This window comes from Lysobacter sp. ISL-50, from assembly GCF_018612875.1.
GTDB lineage: Bacteria > Pseudomonadota > Gammaproteobacteria > Xanthomonadales > Xanthomonadaceae > Lysobacter.
In genome coordinates this window covers 173588-199398 of record NZ_JAGGRI010000017.1, presented here as the reverse complement: position 1 = coordinate 199398, position 25811 = coordinate 173588, and the positions used below count along the sequence as shown (strand labels likewise).

10 protein-coding genes and 2 pseudogenes are annotated in these 25811 nt (G+C 64.7%); 9 read left to right on the top strand and 3 right to left on the bottom strand.

Features of this window, described 5'->3' with window-relative positions; translation table 11 throughout:
• Window positions 1-26: 26 nt before the first annotated feature.
• The 3 genes from J7J50_RS10860 (at window position 27) to J7J50_RS10850 (ending at window position 5012) form a co-directional block, all read left to right on the top strand.
• Window positions 27-1523 carry an MFS transporter gene (locus tag J7J50_RS10860; protein WP_215055896.1) on the top strand — a complete coding sequence of 499 codons (1497 nt, stop codon included), beginning with the start codon at window positions 27-29 and terminating at the stop codon, window positions 1521-1523.
• A gap of 326 nt (window positions 1524-1849) precedes the next feature.
• Window positions 1850-2893 (top strand): helix-turn-helix domain-containing protein, encoded by a 1044-nt coding sequence (locus J7J50_RS10855; RefSeq protein WP_215055895.1) that lies wholly within the window; start codon window positions 1850-1852, stop codon window positions 2891-2893.
• 91 nt (window positions 2894-2984) lie between these two features.
• The gene (locus tag J7J50_RS10850; protein ID WP_215055894.1) at window positions 2985-5012 is read left to right on the top strand and encodes a serine hydrolase domain-containing protein; all 2028 of its coding nucleotides are present in this window, start codon (window positions 2985-2987) and stop codon (window positions 5010-5012) included.
• A 45-nt stretch (window positions 5013-5057) separates the two neighbouring features.
• On the opposite strand, the gene J7J50_RS10845 is transcribed toward J7J50_RS10850, so the two are convergent.
• Both J7J50_RS10845 and J7J50_RS10840 read right to left on the bottom strand, forming a co-directional pair.
• Window positions 5058-17825: an autotransporter-associated beta strand repeat-containing protein gene (locus J7J50_RS10845; RefSeq protein ID WP_215055893.1), complete on the bottom strand. Its 12768-nt coding sequence runs from the start codon at window positions 17823-17825 to the stop codon at window positions 5058-5060.
• Window positions 17826-18508: 683 nt separating this feature from the next.
• Entirely contained in the window at window positions 18509-19321 is an 813-nt protein-coding gene (locus J7J50_RS10840) for a sulfotransferase (protein WP_215055892.1), read from the bottom strand.
• A gap of 448 nt (window positions 19322-19769) precedes the next feature.
• On the opposite strand from J7J50_RS10840, the pseudogene J7J50_RS10835 reads away from it, so the two are divergent.
• The 4 genes and pseudogenes from J7J50_RS10835 to J7J50_RS10820 all read left to right on the top strand — a co-directional run.
• Window positions 19770-20257 (top strand): annotated as a pseudogene (locus J7J50_RS10835) (IS3 family transposase); the annotation flags it as partial.
• Between the two features lie 249 nt (window positions 20258-20506).
• The gene (locus J7J50_RS10830) at window positions 20507-21046 is read left to right on the top strand and encodes a GNAT family N-acetyltransferase (protein ID WP_215055891.1); all 540 of its coding nucleotides are present in this window, start codon (window positions 20507-20509) and stop codon (window positions 21044-21046) included.
• A 14-nt stretch (window positions 21047-21060) separates the two neighbouring features.
• Window positions 21061-22062 (top strand): TauD/TfdA family dioxygenase, encoded by a 1002-nt coding sequence (locus tag J7J50_RS10825; RefSeq protein WP_215055890.1) that lies wholly within the window; start codon window positions 21061-21063, stop codon window positions 22060-22062.
• Window positions 22063-22218: 156 nt separating this feature from the next.
• Window positions 22219-22764, top strand: a complete 546-nt coding sequence (locus J7J50_RS10820) for a GAF domain-containing protein (RefSeq protein ID WP_215055889.1) — start codon at window positions 22219-22221, stop codon at window positions 22762-22764.
• A gap of 158 nt (window positions 22765-22922) precedes the next feature.
• Here J7J50_RS10820 and J7J50_RS10815 read toward each other — a convergent pair.
• Window positions 22923-23500: pseudogene (locus J7J50_RS10815) on the bottom strand (IS5 family transposase); the annotation flags it as partial.
• Window positions 23501-23710: 210 nt separating this feature from the next.
• On the opposite strand from J7J50_RS10815, the gene J7J50_RS10810 reads away from it, so the two are divergent.
• Window positions 23711-24373 (top strand): hypothetical protein, encoded by a 663-nt coding sequence (locus tag J7J50_RS10810; RefSeq protein WP_215055888.1) that lies wholly within the window; start codon window positions 23711-23713, stop codon window positions 24371-24373.
• A 91-nt stretch (window positions 24374-24464) separates the two neighbouring features.
• Entirely contained in the window at window positions 24465-25775 is a 1311-nt protein-coding gene (locus tag J7J50_RS10805) for a VOC family protein (RefSeq protein WP_215055887.1), read from the top strand.
• The last annotated feature ends 36 nt before the right edge of the window (window positions 25776-25811 follow it).

Genomic DNA, 25811 nt, shown 5'->3' with positions numbered 1-25811 from the left:
CCGCGAACGCCGCACGCCGACGCCAAATGTCCACGCCTGCCACGACGAGCAAGCCTGCGATCGGCTTCTGGCAGATCTGGAACATGTGCTTCGGCTTCGTGGGGCTGCAGTTCGGCCTCGCGCTGCAGAATGCGAACGTCAGCCGCATCTTCCACACCCTCGGCGCCAGCATCGACGATATTCCCGCGCTATGGATCGCCGCGCCGCTCACCGGCCTGCTGGTGCAGCCGATCATCGGCTATTGCTCCGATCGCACGTGGGGCCGGCTCGGACGCCGCCGGCCGTATTTCCTCGCTGGCGCCATCCTCGCCGCATTGGCGCTGATCGCGATGCCGAATTCGCCGACGCTGTGGAGCGCGGCGGCGCTGCTGTGGCTCCTCGACGCCGCGATCAACGTCTCGATGGGACCGTTGCGTTCGATCGTGGGCGATCAGCTGCCGTCGTCGCAGCGGCCGGCCGGCTACGCGATGCAGACCACGTTCATCGCGGCGGGCGCCATCATCGCCAGCCTGCTGCCCTGGCTGCTCACCCAATGCGGAGTCAGCAACCTCTCCGCCGCCGGAGAAATACCGGACACGGTGAAGCTGGCGTTCTATCTCGGCGCCGCCGTCTTGTTCGGCACGCTCGCCTGGACCGTGCTGTCGACGCGCGAGTATCCGCCCGACGCGCTCGCCGCGTTCGAGGACGCAACGCCGGCAACGCCGCCACCGCCGTTTCCGGCGCACGTTCGATACAAAGGCATGCTTGGGTGCGCGGCCGGATTGGCAACGTTCCTCACGATCCACCTGAGCCAGGCCGATGCGCGCCTGCACCTGGTTGCCGCCGGCCTGTTCGCCTACGGGGCGATACAGCTGATCGCCGGCTACAGTCGCGCGCGCAATCCGGTCACCGCGATCATCGCCGACCTGCTGACGATGCCCACGATCATGAGACAGCTCATGCCCGTGCAGTGTTTTTCCTGGTTCGCGCTGTTCGCCATGTGGGTCTACACGACGGCGGCGGTAACCGGCGTGCATTTCGCCGCGGCGGACACGCGCTCGGCCGCTTACAACGACGGCGCGAACTGGGCGGGCGTGCTGTTCGCCGCTTACAACGGTTTCGCCGTTTTCGCAGCGGTGCTGATTCCATGGATGACGCGCCGGCTCGGCCTGCGCCTGAGCCACTTGATCAATCTCGTCCTGGGCGGCTGCGGCCTGCTGTCCTTCCTGCTGATCCGCGATCCGCACTGGTTGTTGCTGTCGATGGTCGGCGTCGGCTTCGCCTGGGCGTCCATCCTGTCCCTGCCTTACGCGATGCTGTCCGACAGCGTGCCGGCGGGGAAGATGGGCGTGTACATGGGCATCTTCAATCTGTTTATCGTCATCCCGCAATTGCTCGCCGCCAGCCTCCTCGGCTTCCTGTTGAAGACGTTCTTCGGCAATGCGCCTATTTTCGCCCTGCTGATCGGCGGCATCAGTTTATTGCTGGCGGCGCTTTGTGTCTTACGCGTCGGCGACGTCGCTGGAAATAGCCGCCCGCCATGACGCCGACGACGTACCTGCGCACAGTAGCCAGGCCCTGCGCAGCGCGGTACCGCCGACCATGGCCGCAACCGGCGGTCGGTCCGCCAGGGCAGGCCGACGCCCCACCAGCGCGGCAATGACCTGATGCAGAAGTAGATCTACTGGATCAGTACTGCGCTGCTGGCGTTGATGTATCTCGCCGGATCGATGATGTATCCGACAAACATCGCCGGCATCCAGAAAATTTTCGCGGCGCTCGGATATCCAGGGCATCTCGTGCTCCCAAGCCGTATCCTCCGCCGATGCAGCCCCACCCCGCCCAGGCTGCCTTCGCCCATGCCGCCATCATGATCGCTCCCTACATGCTGTTCTTCTTCGCCGGCCTGGGCGCGTTCAACGGATCGGTCTTGGCCGCTTATCTGCTGTTGCGGCGCCCGGTCACGCCGGCGCAGCGGTGGCTGGCGGTGCTGATCCTGGCGATCAGCATCCGCACCGGGAAGTCCGTGCTGTTCTATTTTTACCCGGAGATTCCCCGGACGGTTCTGCAAGTGGGCCTGACCGCCTGTTTCCTGATCGGGCCCTGCCTGGTCGGCTTCGTGCGGGCGTGGGCGGATCCGGCGGGCGAGCGCACGCGCAGAGACTGGATGGTCGCCGCGGGCCTGCTCGCGGCCGCCACGGGGTTCGGTGCGGCCTTCCCCTATACCGACCATCCGCAATGGTGGGGCATGCCGGTTTGGCGCGGAGTGACTTACAGCTGGCTGGCCTGCCTGCTGGCCGCCGTCGGCCTGTACCTGCGCGCTGTCCGGCGAACCGATCCGGCGGCCGCCGCCGACGGCATCGGCCGGGGCCATGCCGCGGCGGTGATCGCCGGGGTCGCGGTGGTCTGGCTGGCGTACTTCACCGCCGGGCTGACCTCGTACATCGTCGGCGCGCTGTCGTTCTCGCTGGTGCTTTACCTGGGCGCGGTCGTGCTGCTCGCCCGGCGCCAGGCGCGCGTCGCCGCCGCACCCTACCAAGACCGCAAGATCGCCGACGACGAGGCGCGGGCCGCGTTGCAGTCCCTGCACCGGCTGATGGCCGAACAAGCGCTGTACCAGGACGCGCGCCTGAATCTCGCCCGGGTCGCGCGCCGCCTGAATCTGCCGCCGGCGCGCCTGTCGCAACTGTTGAACGACAACCACAAGACCGCCTTCAAGCCCTACCTGATGCAACTGCGGGTCGGCGCCGCCAAGCGGCTGTTGCGCGAACCGGGCCACGTGGCGATGGAGCACGTGGCCGAAGCCTCCGGCTTCCTGTCCATGTCCACCTTCTACAGCAGCTTCAAGAAGCTGGAAGGCATGACGCCCGCGGCCTGGCGGCAGGCTCAGCTCGCCGGCGCGCGCGACTCCTGAAACAGGTTTCCGCAGCGCGGCAAGGCGCGCCAGGAATAGATCCGGCGCGGATTTAGCCAGACTGGGCGCCGTTCACCCAACGGAGCGATCCATGTCGCACGCCTTGCCGAAACGCACGCCTTCATCCGCGACCGCCGCGGCGCTTCGACGGTGCCTGCTCGCCGCCCTGCTGGCCTGCACGGCAGGGGGCGCCACTTGGGCGCAAACGGCCGGCAGCGCGGCGACGGCCGAATCGGCAATGGGCACGCCGGGCAAGACGCCCTCAGGGCATGGCTACATCGTTCCACCGGATTGGACCCAGGCACGGCGCGGCCATGCAGTCGTGCTGCAGGCTCCCGAGGGCGGATCGTGGATCGCCTTGGTCGAAGTCGATGCCGGCAATGCGGCGGACGCGGTGGCGCAGGCCTGGATGCGCTACGCCGGCCGGCCGCCGCCGGAACCGCTCATGGCGCCGCCGCTGGCCAACCGCAACGGCTGGACCGACGGCCGCAACCATATCTACCGCGCCCCGGCCGGCGAGCCGCGCCAGCTCAGCGCGCGGGCCATGCGCAACGGCACGCGTTGGGTCGTGCGCATCGACGACATCGCCACGGCCCTCGCCGGCAAGCGCGCGGCCGACCTGCGCCTGATCCGCGACGAATTCCTGCCGGCCGGCTATGTCAGGGAGCGCTTCGCCGGCCGCAAGGCGCACGCGTTCGATGCGGATAAGCTCGATGAACTGAAAGCCTTCGTCGGCCGGTCGCGGTTGCTGCTGGGTGTGCCCGGAATCTCGATCGGCATCGTCCAGGGCGGCAAGGTCGTGTACGCCGGCGGCTTCGGCGTGCGCGAGAACGGCAAGCCCGAGCCGGTGGATGCCGACACGCTGTACCCGATCGCATCCAACACCAAATCCCTGACCACCCTGATGCTGGCCAAGCTGGTCGATGAAGGCCGGTTCCGTTGGGATACGCCGGTCGCCGAACTGCTGCCCGGATTCGCGCTGGCCGACGCGGACGTCGCCGCAAAGATGCAGGTCCGGCATCTTTCCTGCGCCTGCGCCGGGCTGCCTTACCGGAACCTGGATTGGGAGTTCGCGCCGGCCGACGCGCCGGCGTCCATCGTGTTCGACATCCTCCGCCGGATGCGCCCTACCAGCGCATTCGGCAGCAGCTATCAGTACACGAATCCGCCGGCCGCCGCCGCGGGTTACCTGGGCGGCCATGTCGCCTATCCCGAGTTGGAGTTCGGCCAGGCCTACGACCGGGCGATGGCGACGCGGGTGTTCGAACCGCTGGGCATGACGCGCACCACCTTCGACTTCGACCGGGCCATGCGCGGCAACTTCGCGCGCTCGCACGGCGTGGGCATGGACGGCGGCATCGCACTCGTCGATGCAAGGCGGGACCGTCAGATGCACGCCGTGCGCCCGACCGGCGGCGCATGGAGCAACGTCGACGATTTGCTCGCCTATCTGAGACTGGAACTGAGCGGCGGGCGACTGCCCGGCGGCCGCCGCCATCTCTCTGAGTCGGCGCTGCGCGAGCGCTGGAAACCGCAGATCGGCACCGGCCGGCAAGCCTGGTACGGGCTGGGCCTGGACACCGATGCGTCGAGCGGCACCCCGATGCTGTACCACGGCGGCCGCCTGTACGGACAGCGCAGCAACATGGTCTGGTGGCCCGAGCACGACGTCGGCCTGGTCGTCCTGATGAACTCCAGCACCGGCAACGTGTTGATGGACGCCTTGCCGAGGAAGCTGATGGAGGTCGTGTTCGACGGACAGCCCGAGGCCGACAGCATGGTGGCCGCCGCCGCGGCAACCGAGCGCGAGCAGCGCGAGACCCGGCGCCGGGAATGGACGTTCCCGGCCGGCCGCGAACACGCGGCCTTGCTCGCGTCGCGCTATCGCAATGAATTGCTCGGCGAGCTGCGCGTGGAGCGATCCCAGGACAAGCTGCACTTCCGCTTCGACGCCTGGGACATGCCGGTCGCCTCGCGTCGCGGTCCCGATGGCGCCGTCGAGTTCGTCGGCGCGATTCCCAGCCCGCCGCCGCCCTTGGTCGCCGGCAGCTCCCCATCCGGGCGAACGCTGAGCTTGCGGGATGCGCAGAACGAATATGTTTTCACTGAAGCGGATTGAGACCGGCTTGCACTGGGACGCAGCTGGACCATGAGGCACTCGCCTTCACCAGCGAATCCTGATCCCAAGATTAGCTTGGCGCTGCTTAGCGTCGCTGCCGTCCAGGCTTTCGCCGTAGGACAGCACACCGAACAGGCTAACGGATTCATTCAACTCGGCTTCCACACCGACGTCGACAGTCGCCATCAAGCCCAGTTCGTGGTTCGGGAACGCCTGCGCTTGTGCGGTCGCGCCGGGCGGCAAGACGACGAGAGCATTGTCCTTCTCGCCCACGGTGTCCTGCACGCCAAGCGTTGCCCATGGCCGCACTCGTGCGCCGCCCGAGGTCTCAAACAGTTTGTCGGCGCGAACGGCAACTCGCGCGGTTCCCAACAAGTCGTCGTCCATGACCAGTTGCTTGCCGCTGGCATCGAGCTTGTCTTCCCACTGCATCGCACTGGCGCTCAAGTTGACTTGCGGCTCGACCGTCCAGCCGTTGCCCAGGTGGAAGCGATGGCCGATCTGCGCGCTCGCGGTCAGGCTGTTGCCGCCGATCTCTTCCTTGAAGCCGTCGGCGACCGCGATGGTGGCCTCGGGCAATTGGCCGACTAGAGTCATGTCGAGGTAAGTGCCGCTCTTCCAGCTCACGCTGCCGTACATGCCGACCATCGGCGTATCGACGCGCACGTTGGCTTCGCCGATGCCTTGCAGGTCGGTCGAATTGGCGCCGCTGGCCCAGTAGTTGCCGTGCTGGAACGCGATGAACAGACCTCCGCGCAGGTTGCGCGTTTCGCGCTCCTGCAACAGCGCATCGGCGCCGACGTATAGACCGAGCGTGTCGCCGCTGAAGGCGAAGCCCGGGTTGGCGCCCATCTCAAGCTCGCTGCCGGTGGCCGCCATCCAGAAGCCGTGGCAGTCGCCTTCCAGCGACCAGGAGGCGCGCTCCATCTCGTCTTCGTGCGAGCCGCAACGCGGGGTGTCGCCGCGCACGCCGGCCATGCGTTCGAACAACAGGCGGTTGTTCTCCTGGATCAGGGCGGCACCGATGCTCGGCAGCACGGCGTAGCCGCCGATTTCCGGCAGGATGTCGCTGGCTTCGGTGTTGAGATACCAGCCATCGCCTTGGCGGTCGAAGGTCCACGGGAATACGCTGCCGTTCAAGCGCACCACGCCGTCGCTCGCGCTCGCCGCGGTGAAGCTGCCCGCGGTGGCCGCATTGTCGTTGGGAGCCGAGATCACCCGGATCGAGGCCGGCTGCTGCGGGGTCTCGCTGCCGTCGCCGAGGAAGGTCACCGCGGTAATGCCGATGACGTCGCCGCCGATGTCCAGGCCGCCCGAGGCCTGGCTGCCGGGCGATACCGTCAATGCCAGCCCGCCGCCCCCGGTGTAGTTGCCACTGATACCGAAACGAGTACCGCCGACCCGGATGAACCCGGAGTTGGCCACGTTGCCGGTCAGGCTTGCGCCGCTCATGCCGATCAGTTCCGAGCTGCCGTCGATCGACAGCAAACCGCCGGCCAGGTTCAACGCTGCGGTCAGGGTCAATTGCGTGCCGGCGAGCAGATCCACGCGCTCCCAGTTGGACAGCGGGCTGACGTCGCTCTGGTCCAGGGTCATGCTGTGGAAGTTCACCCGGTCCTCGCCGCCGGCGCCGCCGTCGAAGCGGACCAGGCCGCTCAGGTCGCCGCCGCGGAAATCGGCGGTGTCGTTGCCGGTGCCGAACTCGAAGCTGCCGATCACCGTGCCGGCGGAGCCGAAGGTGTCGTTGCCGGCGGTGCCGGTGTACAGGCCGGTGGCCTTCAAGGTCGAGCCGGCCGCGACAGTGGTGTGTTGCGCCGCCACGCTGCCGCTGGCGGCGACATCGAGCAGGCCGCCGGTCACCTCGACGTTGATGAAATCGGACGGTCCGTTGATCTGCAGCGCACCCGCACCGGACTTGGCCAGCGACTCGAAGCCGAGCATGCTGCCCAGCGGCACGTTGAAGCCGCCGCCGATGTTGGCCTCGAGGGTGTCGTTGCCCAGGCCGCCCTCGACCGTGCCGGTCGCGACGGTGGTTTCGTGGACGATGAAGCGATCGTCGCCGCTACCGAGCGCCAAGGTGCCGCTGCCGGTGTCGAGCGTGCCGGCCAGATCGAACGCGTCGTCGCCGTCGCCGAGATCGCCGGAAGCGAGCAGGCGGGCGCCGGCTGCCACTTCGACCGTGTTGGTGCCGGCGCTGCCGGTCAGCACGGTCTGGCCCGCGGCGAGGCCCTGCACAGTGCCGTCGATCGCCAGCGTGGTGCCGTCTGCCATCGCCAGGGTAGGCGTTTGCAAGGTGCCGGCCACGCTCAGGGTGCCGCCGTTGAGGGTGGTGCCGCCGCTGAAGCTCTGCGCTCCGGTCAGCGTGGCTTCGCCAGTGCCGTTCTTCTGCAGGAACTCGAAGTTGATCGTGTTGCCGGCATCGAGGCTGAAGGCATTGATGGTGTCGAGCGCCACCGTGTCGCCGGTCCCGTGACCGCCGCCGCTGACGACTGCGTTGAGCACGGCGCCGTCGCTGAGGGTCAACACGTCTTCGCCGCCGCACAGGTCGATGGTGCCGCTGCCGGACACGGTGCCGGATACCGCCATGGTGTCGTTGGCGGCGCCGCAGCCGTAGCTGCCGTCGACGTTCAAGGTGGCGCCGGCCGCGACCACCGTGGCCAGCGAGCGGCCCGCGGTCGCCACCACGCTGCCGGCGGGGCCGAGGTTCAAGGTGCCGCCGAGCACGCTGACTTCCTGCAGGTCGGTCGCGCCCGGGCCGGCGACGTTGAGTACGCCGGTTCCGGTCTTGGTCACGCCTTCGAAGCTGGCCAGCGAGCCCAGATTGGCGCTCAGGTTGATGTCGTAGACGCGCGTGTCCAGGCCGGCGCCGCCGTCGATCGTGCCGAGCACGGTGGTGCCGTCATGGACGACGAAGCTGTCGTCACCGTCGCCGAGGGCGAAGACGCCGCCCACGGTGTCGAGGGTGCCGACCACGTCGAGCACGTCCTCGCCCGCGCCGAGATCGCCGCTGGCCAGGGCCGTGCCGTTGATAGTCACGGTATTGGCACCGGCGCTGCCGGTGATCGCCGCGGCGGTGCCCGCCCCTGCGTCCAGGCTGCCGTCGACGGTGAATCCGGTGCCGTCGCCCATCGTCACGGTCGGCGTGCTCAACGCGCCGGCGACCGCCAACTCGCCGCCGTTGATCGCGGTGCCGCCGCTGAAGTTTTGGACGCCGGTCAGGGTCGCGGTGCCGGTGTTGTTCTTGGTCAGGAATTCGAAGTTGGCCACGCTGCCGGCGCCGAAGCTCAGCGCGCCGGCGTTGTTGAGCACCACCGTATCGCCGCCCGCGCCGCCGTCGAGCAGGCCGCTGAAGCCGCTCAGGTCGGCGCCGTCGTTGAGAGTCAGGGTGTCGTCGCCGTTATCGAAGGCGATCGCGCCGCTGCCGGCGATGGCACCGGACACCGTCATGGTGTCGCCGCCGGCCGAACCGGCGAAGTTGCCGTCGACGTTCAAGGTGGCGCCGTGGGCGACCGTGGTGGTGACCACGCCGCTGACGCTGCCGGCGGCGCCGATGTCGAGCGTGCCGCCGTCGACGTTGACCGTGGTGAAGTCCGACGCGGCCGGGCCGTCGATGTTCAAGGTGCCGGTATTGGTCTTGGTCAGGGTCTCGAAGCGGGTGGCGCCGCCGAGGGTCGCGGTGCCGGCGTAGTCCGCGGTCAGGGTGTCGATGCCGGCGCCGCCGTCGATCGGCGTGGCCAGGCCGCTCATGTCGGCGCCGTCGTGCAGGATCAGGTGGTCGTCGCCGTCGAGCATGTCGATGACGCTGGAACCGCTGACGTTGCCGGCGACCGTGAAGCTGTCCGCGCCCAAGGTAAAGCCGAACGTGCCGTCGACCATCAGGCTGGCGCCGTTGGCCACGGTGGCGGTGTTGACGCCGCTGACGCTGCCGCCGGCACCGATGTCGAGGGTGCCGCCGTCGACATTGACCGTGGTGAAGGCCGACGCGGCCGGGCCGTCGATGTTCAAGGTGCCGGTATTGGTCTTGGTCAAGGTCTCGAAGTTGACCGCGCCGCCCAGGGTCGCCGTGCCGGTCAGGTCGGCCACGAAAGTGTCGTTGCCGGTGCCGCCGTCGACGGCACTGCTCAGCGCGGACAGATCGGCGCCGTCCCGGATCGTGAAGGTGTCGTCGCCGTCGAGCAGGCTCAAGGTGCCGGTGCCGGCGACCGTGCCGGCCACGGTGAAGCTGTCGTTGCCGGCGGTGCCGGCATAGCTGCCGACCAGGTTCAAGGCCGCGCCGCTGGCGATGGTGGTGTTCTGCGCGACCACGCTGCCGGCGCCGGCGATGTTCAAGCTGCCGGCGAGCACATCGACGGTGACGAAATCCGAACCCGCCGGGCCATTGATATTGAGCGCGCCGGTGCCGGTCTTGCTGAGCGCCTCGAAGCCTTGCACCGCGCCGAGGTCGGCGCTGGTCGCGATGTTCGCGTTCAACAGATCGGTGCCGGCGCCGGCCGCGACCGTGCCGAGGAGGATGGTGCCGTCGTGGATGCTGAGGGTGTCGTCGCCGGCGCCGAGGTCGAGTACGCCGGTACCGGTGTCGAGGCTGCCGGCGACATCCAGGATGTCGCTGCCGTCGCCCAGATCGCCGTTCGCCAACAGGCTCGCGCCCGCGGCCACGTTGACGGTATTGCTGCCGGCGCTGCCGGTGATCGCCGCAGCGGTGCCCGCTCCGCCTTGCATGCTGCCGCCAACGTTGAGCGTGGTGGCGTCGGCCATCGTCACGGTCGGCGTGTCCAGACTACCGGCGACGGTCAGAGTGCCGCCGTTCAAGGCGGTACCGCCGGCGAAGCTCTGCGTCCCGGTCAGCGTCGCCTCGCCTGCGTTGTTCTTCTGCAGCACTTCGAAGTCGCTGGTGTTGGCAGCGTCGAAAGTGAAGGCACCGGCGTTGTTGAGCACCACCGCATCGCCCGCTCCCACGCCGCCGCTGATCGCGTTGGCCAGGACCGCGCCGTCGTTCAAGGTCAGGGTGTCGTCGCCGTCGCCCAGGTCGATGCCGCCGCTGCCGCTGACGGTGCCCGAGACGGTGAAGGTATCGGCGGTGCTGCCGCCGTTGTAGCTGCCGTCGACGTTCAAGGTGGCGCCGCTCGCGACGTGGGTGGTCAGACTGCCGCCCGGTGCCGGCGTGACGCTGCCGGATGCGCTCACGTTCAAGACGCCGGCCTGCACATCGACCGTGGTGAAGTCCGAACTCAGCGGGCCGTTGAGGTTGAGCACGCCGGCACCGCTCTTGCTCAGGGTCTCGAAGCCCTGCACCGCGCCGAGATCGGCGACAGTGGCGATGTTGGTGTTGAAGGTGTCGTTGCCCGCTCCGGCCACGACCGTACCGACGATGTTGGTGCCATCGTGGATGGTCAGAGTGTCGTCGCCGGCGCCGAGGTCGAACACGCCGGCGCCGGTGTCCAGGCGGCCGGCCACATCGAGGAGGTCGTTGCCGTCGCCCAGGTCGCCGCTCGCCAGCAGATTGCCGCCGGCGCCGACGCTGACGGTGTTCGCACCGGTGCTGCCGGTGATGGTCGCAGCGGTCGCGCCGGCCGCTTGCAGCGAACCGTCTATGTTGAGCACGGTGCCGTCGGCCAGGGTGACGGCCGGCGTTTCCAGCGAACCGTCCACATCCAGGGTGCCGCCGAGGATGGCGGTACCGGCGGCGAAGCTCGATGCCCCGGTCAGGGTCGCCACGCCGGCGTTGTCTTTTTGCAGTACTTCGAAGTTGCTGGTGCTGCCGGCATCCAGGCTCAACGCGCCGGCGTTATTCAGCACGAGCGTATCGCCGGTGCCGGTGCCGCCGCTGACGGCCGCGCTCAGCACCGCGCCGTCGTTGAGCGTCAAGGTGTCGTCGCCGCCGCACAGGTCGATGGTGCCGCTGCCCGATACGGTACCGGACACGCTCATGCTGTCGTTGCCGGCGCCGCAGCCGTAGCTGCCGTCCACGTTCAAGGTCGCGCCCGCGCCGACCGTGGTCGTAAGGACGTTGCCCGGGGCCGCGGTGACGCTGCCGGATGCGCTCACGTTCAAGACGCCGGCCTGCACATCGACCGTGGTGAAGTCCGAACTCAGCGGGCCGTTGAGGTTGAGCACGCCGGCACCGCTCTTGCTCAGGGTCTCGAAGCCCTGCACCGCGCCGAGATCGGCGACAGTGGCGATGTTGGTGTTGAAGGTGTCGTTGCCCGCTCCGGCCACGACCGTACCGACGATGTTGGTGCCATCGTGGATGGTCAGCGTGTCGTCGCCGGCGCCGAGGTCGAACACGCCGGCGCCGGTGTCCAGACGGCCAGCCACATCGAGGATATCGTTGCCGTCGCCCAGGTCGCCGCTCGCCAGCAGATTGCCGCCGGCGCCGACGCTGACGGTGTTCGCACCGGTGCTGCCGGTGATCGTCGCGGTCGTCGCGCCGGCCGCTTGCATCGAGCCTTGGACGGACAGCGTCGTCCCATCGGCCATGGCCACGGTCGGTGTTTCCAGCGCACCGACCACGGATAGCGTGCCGCCATCGATGGTGGTGCCACCGCTGAAGCTTTGACTGCCGGTCATCGTGGCGGTGCCGGCGCCCTGCTTCGACAGGAGTTCGAAGCCGGCGGTGGTGCCGCCGTCGAAGACCAGCCCCGAGGCCGTATCGAGCACCAACCGATCGTTGCCGCCCACGCCGCCGGCGACGCCCACACCGCCGAGCGCCGCACCGTCGGTCAGGGTGAGGGTGTCGTCGCCGTCGCCGAGGTTCAGCGCGGTCGCGCCGGTGTTCAAGGTACCGCCGAGAGTCACCACGTCGCTGCCCGCGCCCAGGTCGCCGTTGCCGATCAAGGTCGCGCCAGCGTTGACCAGGAGGGTGTTGACGCCGGCGCTGCCGATGATCGCGGTCGCCGTTCCGCCCGCGGCCTGCACCGTGCCGTCCACGTTCAAGGTGGTGCCGTCGGACATCGCCACGGTCGGCGTGTCCAGTGCGCCGTCCACGTCCAGCGTGCCGCCTTGGATCGCGGTGCCGGCACTGAACGCCTGGCTGCCGGTCATCGTCAGCACGCCGGTGTTCTGCTTGGTCAGCTGTTCGAAGCCGGCGACGCCGGCACCGCTGAAGGTCAGGTCGGCGGCGTTGTTGATCACCAGATTGTCGGCGCTGCCGGTGCCGGCATCGACGCCGACGCCGGCAATCGCCGCGCCATCGTTCAAGGTCAGGGTGTCGTCGCCGGCGCCCAGGTTCAGGGCGCCCACACCGGTGTTCAAGGTTCCGGTCAGGTTGACCGTATCGCTGCCATCGCCCAGATCGCCGTTGGCCAGCAGCGTCCCGTTGACGACGATGCTCTGGTTGCCGGCATCGCCGGTGAGCGCGGCCTGCGTGCCGCCAGTGGCCTGCACCGCGCCGTTGACGGTCAGCGCCGAGGCGCCGGTCATACCGAGGGTCGGCGTGGTCAGACCGCCATCGACCTGCAGCGTGCCGCCGCCGATCGTGGTGGCGCCGATCTGGTTGTTCGCCGACGTCAGCACGCTGGTGCCTGAGCCGATCTGCGCCAGCGTGCCGGGGCCGCTCAACGTGCCGCTGAAGGTGAAGGTGTCGCTGCGGTTGAGCGACAAGGTGGAGGTCGGCGAATCCACGATCACGTTGCCCGCACCCGCGTTGCCGGTGGTGCCGCCGTTGCCGATCATCAGATTGCCGTTGTTGATGACGGTGTTGCCGGTGTAGGTGTTGTTGCCGGTGAGTATCCAGGTGCCGCTGTCGTTCTTGGCCAGCGTGGTCCTGCCGGTGCCGTTGTCGCCGATGGCGCCGCCCATCGTATTGGCGCCGGTATTGGTGCCGCCCAGGGCAATGGTGCGGGTGGCATTGGTGCCGGTGAGGGCGACCGCGCCGGTGTTGGTGAACTGCAGCGCGCCGGTGCCGGAGGATTCGATGAAGGTGACGCCGGTGTCCAAGGTGAACCGGCGGTCGGTGGCATCGCCGGCGCCGGTGTAGCGCAGCGTGGAGCCGTTGCCGATCACCAGATTGCCCGCCGCGTTGGACGAGGCGCCGATGCTGCTGGCCAAGCCACCGTTCGCCAACTGATCGACGCTGAGCACGCCGCCGTTGATCCGGGTGACGCCCGTGTAGGCGCTGTTGGCATTGGTCAGGCGCCAAGTGCCCGTGCCGGCCTTGGTCAGCGAGGTGATGCCCGCGCCGTTGTTGTCCAATTGCGCGGCCAGGAGGTTGTAGCCGGTGTTGGTGCCCGTCAGGGTGAGCGTGCGGGCGGTATTCGCGCCAGACAGCGTCACCGGATTGGTATTGGTGAACTCGACGATACCGGTGCCGGACGCGCTCAGCGTAGCGCCGCTGGTGCCTATGGTGAACCGTCGGTCGGTGCTGTCACCATCACCGACGTAATTCAGCATGCCGTTGATCACCAGGTTGGCCGGGTCGGAGGTCGAGGCGCCGATCGAGCTGTTGAGACCGCCGTCCGCCAAGCAATCGACCGACAGGATTCCGGCGTTGATGGTGGTGCCGCCGGTGTAGGTGCTATTGCAGCCAGCGAGCCTCTGGTTGCCGCCGCCATTCTTCACCAGGTTGCCGGTGCCGGTGATCGCGCCGACGTACGTCTGATTGAGTCCATCCCTGATCGTCAGCGTGCCCGTACCCAATGCGATGTTGCCGCCCAAGCTGCCTCCGCCGATCAGGGCTCCCGCGTTGGCGTTGAAATTGTTCAGATCCAGCAATACTCCGGCGGTATTGTCCAGCCAGAATGAGTTGGTGGTGCCGAAGGCCGTGGCCGAGCCGGCGCGCAAGATGCCGCCTCTCACGCGAGTGTTGCTGGTGTAGGTGTTGTTGCCGGACAACACCAACGTGCCGGCGTTGTCTTTGTACAACTCGCCTCCACCGACGACCTGGCCGCTGAAGCCGAGCGTCGTGCCGTTGACCACATCGATGACGCCGTAGCCTGTAAGACTGAACCCGCGATCGATGCTGACGGTACCGCCGGTGTAGTTGAGGTTGCCGTTAGTGAAGACGAGATTGGAGGAAGCGCTGCTGGACGCGCCAATGCCGCTGGCCGCGCCGCCGTTGGCCAAGCAGTTGACGCTCAGGACTGCGCCCTGCAAGTTGGTGACACCGGTGTAGGTGTGGTTGCAGCCGTTGAAGGTCTGCGTGCCGCCGTCGGTGCGCCAGACGCCTCCGGTGCCGCTGATCACGCCCGAATAGTTGCCATTGCCAGCGGCGATGCGCAGCGTGCCCGAGCCGAGCGTCACGTTGCCGCCATTGGCGCCGCCGCCGTTGAGCGGGCCAATGACGTTGTTGAAGTTGTTGAGGTCAAGCATCACGCCGGCCGTATCGGCCAGATTGGTGGTCGCAGCGGTCAACGCTCCGAACACGTTTGCGGCACCCGCGCGCAGGACGCCGTTGTTGACGGTGTTGCCGCCGGTATACGTGTTGGCGGCGGTCAGCACCAGCGTGCCGGCACCGTTCTTGGTCAAGCGGCCGCCGCCCGTCACGATGCCGCTGTCGGTCAGGGTCGTGGCAGCGGCGGTCACATCGATGATGCCGCCGCTGTTCCCCAGGGTAAAACCGCGGTTGGTGGTGATCGTGCCGCCTGTGTATTGGAGGCCGCCGCCATTGAGGACCAGGTTGGCCGAAGCGCTGCCGCCCGCGCCGATGCTGCTCGCCTGGCCGCCGTCGGCCAGCGTCGTCGCGCTCAGCAGGCCGCCGTTGACGGTAACGATGCCGGTAAAGTCGTTGGCGGCATTGGCGAGTGTCAAAGTGCCGGCGCCGCTCTTGGTGAAGTTGGCGCCGTCCGGGCTGGTCACCAGTCCGCCGAAGCTGAGGTTGGCGCCGGCGTTGGTCACTTCCACGCCGCTTTCCACGATGGCGCCCGACTTGCCGAAGGTGAATCCGCGGTCGCTGGTATCGCCGGCCCCCGTATAGCGCAGCGTGGCGCCTTCCAGCACCAGATTGGAGGATGCGGCGGACGAAGCGCCGATGCTGCTGGCGACGCCGCCGTTCTTGACGCTGCCCACCGACAACGTGCCTTGCGCCACGCGCGTGCCGCCGGTGTAGCTGTTGTTGGGGTTGCTCAGGGTCACCAGGCCGGTGCCGGCCTTGACGAAGCCCATGCCCGCGCCGTTGTCGATGATCTGCGAAGCGATGGTGAAGTTGCCGGTGCTGTTCTGCTGGATGCCCAGGTCGCCGCCATTGGCGCCGGTCATCGTGCCGCCGGTGATCACCTGATTGGTGTTCAGCACCGAAGGCGCGACGATGATCGTGCCGTCCACGCCCAGGGTCTGGCCCGGATCGACAGTCACCGTGGTCGAGTTGGCCACCGTATAACGCAGGCCCGCGAGTTGTTTGGTGCCGCTCACCGTATTGAAGAAGCCGGTGGAATCGGTGATGTATTCGTTGTCCAGCCAATTGGCCGCGTTGTCCTTGTTGGTGTAGTCCAGCGGCGTGAACGCAAGGATGTTGCCGCCCACCACCTTGGCGTAATCCGTACCGTTGACCGTCGCCCATCCACCCAACGTGATGTTGGTGGTGGTGATGTTGCCGCTCACCGGCAAGTTGAAATTCATCAACCCGCCCGTGCGGGTGATGGCTCCCAGATTCACGGTCAGGCTGCCGCCGGCACCGGACTTGGCGTCGAGGGTGTTGTTGCCTGCGCTGATGTTGAGACCATTGAAGGTCTGAGTATTGCTCTCGCCCGCCGCGCCGATGACGTTGAGGCGTCCGCCGGCCATGTCGAGCGTGGAACTGCTGCTGACGATGTTGCCGGCCGGGCCGCCGGCGGGGCTGAAATCCAGGGCCAGGACGCCGCCGCCAATCGTGGTGTTGCCGGTGTAGGTATTGGCGCCGGTCAGCGTCTGCGTGCTGGCGCCGAGCTTGGTGAGTCCGCCGCTGCCGGTGATGTTGCCGGCGTAGCTCGCCGTGGTGCCCGCCGCCGCCTGCAAGGTAAGCGTGGCGGTGCCCAGGTCCACGGTGCCGCCGGTGCCAGCGAGCGTGGTGAAGGTCTTGTCGAAGTCGTTGAGGTCCAGCGTGCCGCCATTGACCTGCGCGGCGGTGGACGCGCCGAAAGCGTTGGCCGTGCCGGCACGCAACACGCCGGAGTCGACGATGGTGCTACCGGTATAGGTGTTGGCGCCGGTCAGCGTCCACGTGGCATTGCCCGCGCTGCGCAAACTGCCCGCGCCGGAGACGACGCCGGAAATGACGTTGTCGGCGCCGGTGAAGTTGCCGCCCAGGGTGGCGGTACCGCCAATGCCGACCGTTCCGCTAAGCGATAGCGCCCCGGTGCCGTTGCTGTTGAGCGAACCATTGGAGATGCCCCAGGGTTTGTTGCTCGATTCGCCGGCACCGACGTAGGAGAGGTTGCCGCCATTGATGGAAACCGAGCTGACCCCCAAGGACCCGGCCACACCGACATTGGCGATCACCGACGCCTCGACCGTACCGGCACCGCCGATCGCAGCCGCGCCCGTGAACGTGTTGGCGATACCCAGTCGGACCGCATTTCCGCTGGTGGCGCTGAAAGAAATGGTGCGGTTGTTGTTGCTGCTGATCACCCCCAGCAGTTCGAGGTCGGCGGTATTGGCAATGAACCCGATGCCATTGTTCGTGCCGGCAGTAGCGGAAATGTCGCCGGTTAGTCTCAGCGTGCCGCTACCGGAGTTGTACAGGTAAGCGGGGCCCGCGTAGTTGCCTGGCTGGAACAGCCAGTTGCGGTTGGAACTGTTACCGGTGCCGGTATAGCTGAGGTAATGCCCGAAAGTCTGGCAACAACCCGGGCCGAACACGACGGTCCCGTTCGCTGCGGTCGTAGGGGCGCCCAGGGCGCTCGCGACGCCCAGGTCCGCGATCGAGCTGAAGCTGAAGTTGCCGTTGGTCTGGGTGAATTGTGTTTGCCCGGTGTAATTGTTCGCATCATTGGTCAGCGCCACGCCGCTGGCGACATTCAGGCCGCCAGCACCGGTATAGAACAGGCTGCCGACGGCCCCACCGATGGACGCGATGCCGCCGGTGAGGTTGACAGTGCGGTTCGAGATCGCGCCGACCGACGAGAAGGACTTCCCGCCGGCCAGGTAGATCTGATTGGAAACATTGCCCAAGGCCGCATTGCCGATCGCGCCGATACTCAGGTTGCCACCCGTCGCATTGATGTTCCCGGTGAAGCTGTTGGCCGCGTTCAACACCAATCCGCCGCCATTGATGTCGATGCCGCCGCCGAAGCTGTTGCTCCCGTTGAGCGTCAACGTGCCGCCGCCGGCCTTGATCCATCCACTGGCACTGGTGATCGATGAATCAATGGTCGCCGTGCCAGTGGCCACCGCAAGCGTCGGAGTGGCGCCGCCCGGCGTCAGGCTGCCGCCGGTGAGCGTATAGCCGGAGGTCTGGAAGTTAATGTTGTGGACGGCGATGGCGCCGCTCAGGGTCACCGTCCCGGCCGTGCCTGCGAAGAAGGCGTCGTCCAGCGCACCGTTGTTCCATGCACTGAAGGGGCCGCTGACGCCGTCGCTGTTCGGACTCCAGAACGCGCCGCTCGTCCCCCACGTGCCCGCTCCGCCGATGCCCACCGCCGTGTGGTTGGGATCCCACCAACGATCCGCGGCCCAAGCCGGTGCACAAGCCGTCAGCAGCACCATGAGAATGGATGCGCGCAACGGCCCCATCATCGTCGGCGGCGAGCCCTCGATCGCCTTGCGGTCGAGCGTACCCTCCGCCACCGTCATGGCTCGCTCGTCGACCGTGCGCCCGCCCTTGCCGCGCCCCGACGACAGCTCCGAGGTGACGACCCACGCACGCAGCGACTTGGACCAGATGATGCGGAAGACACGATTCATGGGAACTCCCCTTGGCCGGCGATCGTCCTGACCAGAAACTGGCAGGACCGGGTTGGACTAAAATTCGCTGAACTTGGACGCGCGATTCCTGGCGGCGGAACTTGCCGCTACTACCGGCGCACGCGCGACTTCAGATCGCCGCTGCGCCTAGATGCTGCACGTACGAAAATCCAAGAACGCTGATTTCGAAACCTGCGAACTGCGCGACGACGCGCGCGAAAGCGAATCAATCGTCGGCCAACCGAAGCGGCTGTTCTGGATTCAGTGGAATGCGGACCCGCAGAAATTGCCACGCCCGGCGCGGCATTCGCCCGCCACTCCGGTCATTCGGAGCCGACGGTTGGAACGCAATTGCCCCCTGCGTAACACCGAAGCCCGTAACCCCTACCCCCATGGAGATTGCGTCAAGCGGTTATGGCTACGCATCCTTTCCTCCATTGATGCGAGACCCGATCGTCTTGAAAGGAAATCAGGAAGAATCTTGGCGCCCGTTCCAAGTCTTCTTGGCAGAGGGTCACGATGGCCAAGCGGGCGAATACAGACAAGTGCTTAGCATTCGTGACGCTCCTTCCAGGACGACTGTACCCATCGGCCGCGGACGTTTTCCAGCAACGGCTCGCTCACCTCGAGCCGGATCTAGTAGCCGAGAGTAGCCGATGGCGCGCCTCGAAAAATGAGGCGGCTCACACTACGCGCACGCCACGGATATTCGCCTGCCTGTTGAGCCAGAACGCCTCGTTCTCGAATCGCCGGAAGATGTCCGGTGGCAACACCGTCTTGCGTTCTGGAGCAGCCACTTTCCTGCCGACGGCATGCAAGCCCGGCATGCCGGTGTGCGCATCGAACTGGCTGACATCGAACTGCACGTTCTCGAAATCGTGCTGGTACAGCGGCATGCCGATAAAGTCGTAGACCGCCGACATGGCCCTGGCCGGATCGCGCGCCAGCGTTTCGTACTGCAAGAGCATCAAATGCCGCGCGTGCTCGCCATAGAACGCTTCCTTCAACCCGTTGAAGGAATGCCCCAGGATGCCGTCGCCACTGGCGATGCCTTCGGTACGGTTATAGACGGTACCTGCGGTCTGGAAATTGAACATGAAGGATGGGCTCAGCGCGTTTTTCTGCACCGCCCTTTCCAAACTGTCGACGATCCAGGACAGGTTGCGAACGCAGGCGATGATCTTGAAGTCCGGGAAAAGCTCGCTGAGCACCGGCAGCTTCGAACACCATGTGCGGCTTGTATCGAAGATGACGTCCGTCGCGAACTCGGCGCCGTAGTAGCTTGCGAAGAGGCCGCGCAACACGCGCTGTCGCTGCTCATCGGTAATGAATACTGAGAACTCGCTTCGCCCGCTCATCTCGCCCAACATGGCATCGACCATGCCGGCAAGCGGGCCACTCATATGCGCGTGAAACCGGGGATTCTGTCGCAGCAAGGCCGCCAACAGCGTGGAGCCGGACCTGGGCAAGCCTGAAATGAAATGAACAGGTCGCATCCTTCCCCCTTTAATCTTCCCGGCTCCGGGACCGTCGTCTTGGGTCGGACCGAAGGTCGCGTCGAAGCCGTTGCCATCATGGCCTGCGACGAAACTCTGGCAGCGACGCCGCCGCGCTCATGCAGCCCAATAGCCCTCAACAGCGTCCGCCCCTCCCGGCACAAACTGCATCCGGTCTACGTCAGATCCTATTACGCATTCATGAACTTAAGCAAGGAAAGTTAGTCGCCATAGCTCACTCTTTTCTCCCGCACCACAAGTAGCTACGGCACAAAAAAACACAAGTGCCGTCCGGACCTACCGCCTGAGAGATTCGTCACTTCAGAAAGATCTGCATACCCAACGCACCGCGTGACGATCCCACGCTGCACCACTATCTTCAGGCCCCATTGACCACCGTTGGCTCGGCCCAAGCTCACCGTGAAACCTGAGCGTGGGTACTGAAGCACCCATTCGCACTTGGGTCACCGACATCGCCTACATGCGAACTTGGCAAGGCTGGCTGTACCTAGCCGCGGTGATCGATCTGTACCCACGCAAGCTCGTGGGTCGATCGATGAAACCCACCATGGCGTGCGGCCTGGTGCTCGACGCGCTGTTGATGGCGTTGTGGCGGCGCAAGCCAGGTCAGGCCAGGACGTGATCGTCCATTCAAACCAAGACTCACAGTACGGCAGCGATGATTGGCAGCGGTTCTGTCGTTCGCATCGCCTCTCGCCGAGCATGAGTCGACGGGGCAACTGCTGAAACAATGCCGTCGCCGAATCGTTCTTCAGCAGCTTGAAGAAGGAGCGCATTCCCAAACGCGTCTACAAAACCCGGGGCTGGGCCCGCGCCGGCGTCTTCGACTACATCGAAATATTTTACAACCCCACCCGCCGCCATCGCCACCTCGGCGGCGTCAGTCTCGAGACCTTTGAAAGCACCTCACTTTGAAGTTTGGCAGTGTTTTAATTTCCTCGGCAGTCCACCGCGTCTTCGATGATGAATTCCCAGCGAAGAAATAACATGCGCTGATCGACTCAATGAAACGCGGCGATGCACAACAGGTTCGCGCACAGCCACGAGATCGAAGCCGTTAGGGAACGTGATCCTCCGTTAGCGTTGCACATTATGTGCAAAGCGACCCTTTTTAACAGCGAGAGAAAGACAATAGTCCCGCCGAGTTCATCAATGGGGACGCCAATGTCCATTGCAGTCATCGAACCGCCTAAAATTAGCGGAATTACGGAACGCGAACTAGTCGTTCGCGATGCTCATGCCAGTGACTGGCTTAGCATCTGGCCTATCTGGAATGCAGTTGTTGCCTGCGGAGAAACTCATCCATACGCACGCAATTCGACACAGGAAGACGCATTCGCTCTTTGGTTTAAGCCAGCTCGCTCAGCTGTCTACATAGCCGAACAATCCGGAAGAGTTGTCGCCGCAATGCAAACCAAACCGATGCGATACGGAAATGGCGACCACATCGCAAATTTCGATCTGATGGTGAGCCCGGAGCATCGCTGTCGAGGCGTGGGGCGAGCGTTGTCGATGCACGTCATCGATGCTACTCGTCGTACTGGATACAACGCCATGGAAGCGTTCGCTGTCGTCGAGTCAAACGTAGCTGCAGTCCGGCTCTGGCAGAGCCTCGGATTTCAAATCGTGGCCACGGTCCCCAATGCCTTCCGCCACCCAACCCGCGGCACCGTTGCCGTATATCACATGCACATGCAACTTTGAGGATGGAGACTCCTATGCAAACTTCAATGTGCACGATTGACTGCAGCCCATTTCACGACGCCCTTTGTGAACTCAAGCGCAGACTACCGACCCACCCCCGCCAAGACCTTGCAGGATTTTTCTCGGTAGCAGCTCAGCTATCTGTCGAAATTCCAGCACCTTTGCTGAAGCGCGTGAGCGACTTCAGACAGCGCGGAAACGATGATGGCTTCCTGCATTTGAAGGGGCTGCCGATCGACGAAGATGCCCTCCCTCCGACGCCATCAAGTTATCCAACTCCCGTCGATCGCCCGTTGCTAGATACGGAAGCCTGGATCGCGCTCATTGGAATGGTCGTCGGCAAGGCCACAGGATACAAAGAGAATCGCTTCGGGAGCGTCTTTCAGGACGTGTATCCGGCGCTAGGTGCGCATCGACTTACCGCGCACAACTACGATACGGAACTTCGATTCCATACGGAAATGGCATACCACGTCCAGCAGCCCGATTACCTTGTAATCGCATGCGCCCGCGCTGATCATGAGCACGTAGCCCAGACGCGAATTACATCGGTTCGTAAAATAGCGCCAATGCTTGGCGAAAGAGATTTGCACACACTTCGCACCACGCCATTGCAATGGCACGTGGACTTGGCATTCCGAAGCGATGCAGACCCCGACCCCACCACACGACTGTTTTTACTTACTGATGGCGATGACAATCTTCGCTATGACGGCTCACTCATTTTGCCGCATGAAACGGAGGAGGCCGCTGAGGCACTTCAAGCCTTTTCCACGGCGGCCGACCAGGTAGCAGCTACTGTCTACCTGCAGCCTGGCGACCTTGTTCTCATCGACAATATTCGCACTTCGCACGCTCGCACCCCTTTTACGCCGCGATTTGACGGCACGGATCGATGGCTCACCCGAATATTTGTTCGCGGCTCATCTCATTCCATTCCGGCGCGCCATGCTGACGTGGTGCCTTTTCAACTTCGGGCGCCTGATCAGCGCATCCGGTCCGCGGCCCTTGCATGACGCGAGCCACTCGGAACATGGCCACGGGACTTGCCAAAGCGACGGCTCGGCTCCGCATGGCGACGGCTGCCCGAACTGGGCAGCCCTTCCCTTCCACAACATCCATTTCCCATTTCCGGTGCGCAAGCTGCGCGCAACCTGACAACCCAATCCGCCGTGAATGAATTTAGCGAGATGGAAAGGATTGCCGATGCACTGGCGCAATCAGGTGACCGCGCCGACATCTATTACGCCGTGGAAACTGCAATGCAGCACCTCGTAGGCCATCGCCTATTTACACTCCTTGCGATTCTTCCAGGCGGCAGTGAGATGGAGCGCTTCTGGAGTTCAAATAAGGCTGCCTATCCCCTGGCAGGGCGAAAACGCATCGGCACGACGCCCTGGAGCTCAGCGGTCTTAGAAGGCAAAAAGCCCTGGCTGGGTCGTACCAGCAGGGACATACAATGGGCATTCCCCGACTACGGGCTAATAGCCAGCCTTGGCCTCGGTTCTGCCATCAATATTCCCGTCGTCCTTCATGGCCAGATACTCGGCACCATGAACCTTCTTCATCGCGAGAATTACTTCACCAACGACCACGTGAAAATTGGCGCTTGCGTCGCCCCTTATCTGATCCCGGCCTTCGTGGAGGAAATAAGAGCCATCGAGGCGCAGAGTTCAGTTCAAGATCCCGCGAAAAATACCGCGCGCAATCCTCCATAACTTCGATCTCAAGCCAACATTGAGATCTTCTTAGGGAAGGTCCGAACAACTCGCGCGAGCAGCGTAAAATCCGGACTCTGTCGGGGATAGCCTCAATCAGATAAGGCAGACGCCGATTTCAGCGTATTTGCGCGGGGTTTCCCGCGCGTCAGGCGCAGCTATCCCACTACCGGCATCAAATGCCGGCGTGCCATCCACAAGTTCGACAACGCAAACAACGTCAGCACTTGCGCCGTGTTCTTGGCCGGACCGCGATAACGCACTTTCATATAGCCAAATTGGCGCTTGATCACCCGAACGGGTGCTCAACCTTGGCCCGAAGGCTGGCCTTGCGATGCTCCCAGCACTCGGCCCAGCGCCGCTCGCGTTGGCTCTTGATCACTCGCACCTTCGATCGCTTCTCGGCAATCCAGAACGCGGCCTTCGTCGCTTGCAACTCTTCGCGCTTGTCCGCGCCCAGATAGCCACTGTCCCCGCTGATCGTGTCTTCCCGGCCGTGCAACAGCTTATGGGTCCGGGTCACCTCGGACACGTTCGCCGCCGTGCACTCCACGTGGTGCACCAGCCCGGATCGCTCGTCCACGCCGATGTGCGCCTTCATCCCGAAGTGCCACTGATTGCCTTTCTTCGTCCGGTGCATGTCCGGATCGAGCTCCCCGCCTGAGTTCTTGGTCGAACTTGGCGCAGCGATGATCGTCGCATCCACGATCGTGCCCGCACGCAGGCTCTGTCCGCGATGTTCTTGGAGCAATCGCATCTCTTTCCTTTTCGTGAACCCTTTCCGTTCTTCCGGAGAGCATGCTTGCATATGATATGAAAAAGATGTCGAGCATCTGAAAGTCACGGTGATGGCCTGTTTCGCTCAGTCCAGGCCTCTTCAGTTCAGGCCTCAGAGCTGTATGAACACGGCCCGGGGCTTGAACCTAAAGGAGCTTGAGGGATTACGATGCAATCCAGTCAGCCGGAAAGCGCCTGTGAACAACGAACTGACCTGAGCGTCACTTGCTCACTGGAAGCCCGGGGTTTCCAAGAGCGACTGGCCGGGATCGCGGAGCTGAATCGGGAACATCTCCTGCATTCCGAACGCCGCGACAGTTCCCTGGTTCTCATCTGCGCCGCGCCGGCGCGGCCGCAGATTGAGGAATTGGCCGCGCGCGAGAAGGAGTGCTGCTCATTTCTCTCGTTCGCTACCTCGCTTTATGACGAGCAGATCGAACTTCATATCACTGTGCCTCCCGGCGCCGCGGATGACGCCGACACGTTGCCAGCCCCATTTCAGGCCGACACACCAACAGCCGCCGCCAATGGTTGCTGCGGTTCCTGCGATAGCCCTGTGGCGCCCAAGACCATCGAGGGCACGGCGACTAAGGCGGTCGTCGCCGCCACCGCAACTGCGGCCGCAGCCTGTGCGGCGCGCGGCGCCATTCCTTTTAATCGGTCCCGCCATCGCTGCGGGTTCCGCAGGGGGCGTGATCGCTTGGTTCTCCGTCGCACAAGGTTGGTTGATAGCCCTAGCAGCAATCGCCGTCGTAGCGACTTGGACCTGGCGCAGAAGAAGGTCGTTGAGGGAAAGAGCGTGCGCGGTTTCCCACGCCGCAAAAAAACGTAGTCAAGGAGAGCCACGGCAAAGTGCGGCACAGGCCGTTGGCCCAACCAATGCAATGTCATTCACTCTTGAAGCCATAGGACGGATGATCAACATGAAGACTGTTTCGCCATCACAGCGTTTCTCCGACAGCAACGTGGACATCGATCAGTTCTGGAAGCTGGCCGATGATCTCCAGCATAAGACGGTCGACCACGCGAAGGATATGTTCTCCTTCGTGGAGACGGCCAGCCCGGAGCGCCTGTTTACGCTACTCGTGCAGTATCGGTACTTCACCGTTTACTACATCACCGACATCGCATTGCTGATTGCCAGGCTTAAGCCCGGCCGGATGCGGAGCTTCCTCGCCGACATTTTGCTCGATGAGCTGGGCGGTGGCGACCACGCCCAGGCCCATCCAGAGCTCTACGACGAGTTTCTCGGCAGCCTGGGCATCGCTCATCCGCCGTTGGACAAGCTGGCGCTCGCGAGCAACATCAAACTCCTGGAAGACGCGCGTTCCAACCTGATCGACCCTGCGTACAACTCGGCATACGGCATCGGTCTGCGCGGCATGGGCGGCGAGTGCGTCTGCCAGATCTATCTGGCGCGCCTGTACGAGCATCTGGTTCTTAATCCATACATCCGGGCGAATAAAGACAAGATCGCCTGGAAGTTCTGGGAGTTGCACGTCGGTGAGCACGACATCGCTCATCGCGAGAATTTGCGCAAGCTCATCAGCGACGAAGTCACCAGCATGGATAGCGGCAGCGTGGAGGCGCTCCAGGAAGGCTTCTTCGACAGCATGACGGCATGGTCGGCGTTCTGGAAAAATATTCAGGACGAGGCGACCAAGCTCAACGACCAGGACGCCGGTGAGCGAGCCGCCATCGCCGAAGTCGTACTGGGGCCGACGGCCGGCAAGGACGGCGGCGCCATCCATCAGTTTCATCTGGCCATCGGCGTGCATGACCTGCAGGAAGCCCGCCAGTTCTACTGTGACGTGCTCGGAGCGAAACAAGGACGGTCAACCAAGAACCTGATTGACCTGGACTTTTACGGCCATCATCTGGTGATCCATCAGACGCCCACAGCTGCCGATGGCTCTGACAGTTCCTTCGGCTCGGCGTTCTACGGCGAGACCGTGAAAGTTCCGCACTTCGGCATGAATCTCAACTGGCAGGACTGGAGCGCTTTGTCCGAACGAATCAAGGCCAAGGACTACGCGTTCATCGATCCGCCGCATGTACGCATGCGCGACATGCCCGGCGAACACGCCACCATGTTCTTGAACGATCCGAGCGGCAATTCGCTGGAGTTCAAGGCCTTCCGCAACCACGACGAGGTCTTCTCGGTGATCTTCTCCAACAGCACCAAGGACATCTTCGGCCTCGATGCGATCGTGGAGAAAGCGGCTGCGGCCTGATCCTGTCAGCAGGCAATAATATAGAGCCCCGGCTGG

Excerpts from the sequence above, each read along its gene's own strand:
- J7J50_RS10810 (WP_215055888.1), top strand. The coding sequence starts at position 23,711 with ATGCAATCCAGTCAGCCGGAAAGCGCCTGTGAACAACGAACTGACCTG.
- J7J50_RS10850 (WP_215055894.1), top strand. The coding sequence starts at position 2,985 with ATGTCGCACGCCTTGCCGAAACGCACGCCTTCATCCGCGACCGCCGCG.
- J7J50_RS10845 (WP_215055893.1), bottom strand. The coding sequence starts at position 17,825 with ATGAATCGTGTCTTCCGCATCATCTGGTCCAAGTCGCTGCGTGCGTGG.
- J7J50_RS10825 (WP_215055890.1), top strand. The coding sequence starts at position 21,061 with ATGCAAACTTCAATGTGCACGATTGACTGCAGCCCATTTCACGACGCC.
- J7J50_RS10855 (WP_215055895.1), top strand. The coding sequence starts at position 1,850 with ATGATCGCTCCCTACATGCTGTTCTTCTTCGCCGGCCTGGGCGCGTTC.
- J7J50_RS10830 (WP_215055891.1), top strand. The coding sequence starts at position 20,507 with ATGTCCATTGCAGTCATCGAACCGCCTAAAATTAGCGGAATTACGGAA.
- J7J50_RS10840 (WP_215055892.1), bottom strand. The coding sequence starts at position 19,321 with ATGCGACCTGTTCATTTCATTTCAGGCTTGCCCAGGTCCGGCTCCACG.
- J7J50_RS10805 (WP_215055887.1), top strand. The coding sequence starts at position 24,465 with ATGAAGACTGTTTCGCCATCACAGCGTTTCTCCGACAGCAACGTGGAC.
- J7J50_RS10860 (WP_215055896.1), top strand. The coding sequence starts at position 27 with ATGTCCACGCCTGCCACGACGAGCAAGCCTGCGATCGGCTTCTGGCAG.